Below are 793 nucleotides of genomic sequence, written 5' to 3'. Positions count from 1 at the left end.
ACCGAAGCCGCGCGCAAGCTGGCCCGGCAACGCCGCGCCCTCGCCGGGGAACGCGACACGGCCCAGCCCGCCAGCGACGCGGTTCCCCCTGTTGACGTGGTGCTCTGCCACGAGCAACTGGCGGACATGTCCGCCCTGCACCTGCTGCAACTGCTGCGTTCGTACCCGCGCCTGCTCGACCTGCCGGTGCTGGTGGTGTCCAGCGCGGCCACGCGCGAGGCGGTGCTGTCCTCCGTCGGCGCGGGGTGCAGCGGCTTTCTGGGCCGCCCCTACACCGTGGACGCGCTGGACGGGCAATTGCTGCGCGCCCGGCGCGCACTGGCAACGCGCACGGCACGCACCGTGGCCGAGGGCACGCAAATGCTCTCGGATGAAGAATTCGACCAGGCCCTGGAACGGTTCGCCAACGCGGCGATCGAAGCCGCCGACGAGGCCGAGGCCCATTTCCTGGAAGGCACGGCCCACCTGCTGCGCGAGCAGTGGGACGCGGCCATTACCGCCTTCAACCGCACCCTGCGCTACAATGCCCTGCACGCCGAAGCCTGCCTGGGGCTGGCCGATGCCTGGCGGGGCAAGGGCGACCTGGACAAGAGCCGCGAATTCCGCAGCCGCGCGGGCGAGATCTACGCCCGTGCCCGGCAGTGGCGGCACGCCCAGAACATATTCGCCGAACTGCTGGCCGACTCGCCCCCGGACACGCCCAACCCCCTGCTGGCGGAGGCCGCGCGCCTGCTGCGCGACGGACGCATCGACGACGCGGCGGCAGCACTGCTGGCCGGACGCGAACTGACAC

The 793-nt window shown here is 71.9% G+C and carries 1 protein-coding gene; it reads left to right on the top strand.

Features of this window, described 5'->3' with window-relative positions; translation table 11 throughout:
* Positions 1-793, top strand: a 793-nt coding sequence (locus FVW27_RS17745; RefSeq protein ID WP_424991889.1) for a tetratricopeptide repeat protein, incomplete at both ends; no start/stop codon positions are given.

It is taken from the genome of Nitratidesulfovibrio liaohensis (genome assembly GCF_011682075.1).
Lineage (GTDB): Bacteria > Desulfobacterota > Desulfovibrionia > Desulfovibrionales > Desulfovibrionaceae > Cupidesulfovibrio > Cupidesulfovibrio liaohensis.
This window is presented reverse-complemented; position numbering and strand designations above follow the sequence as displayed.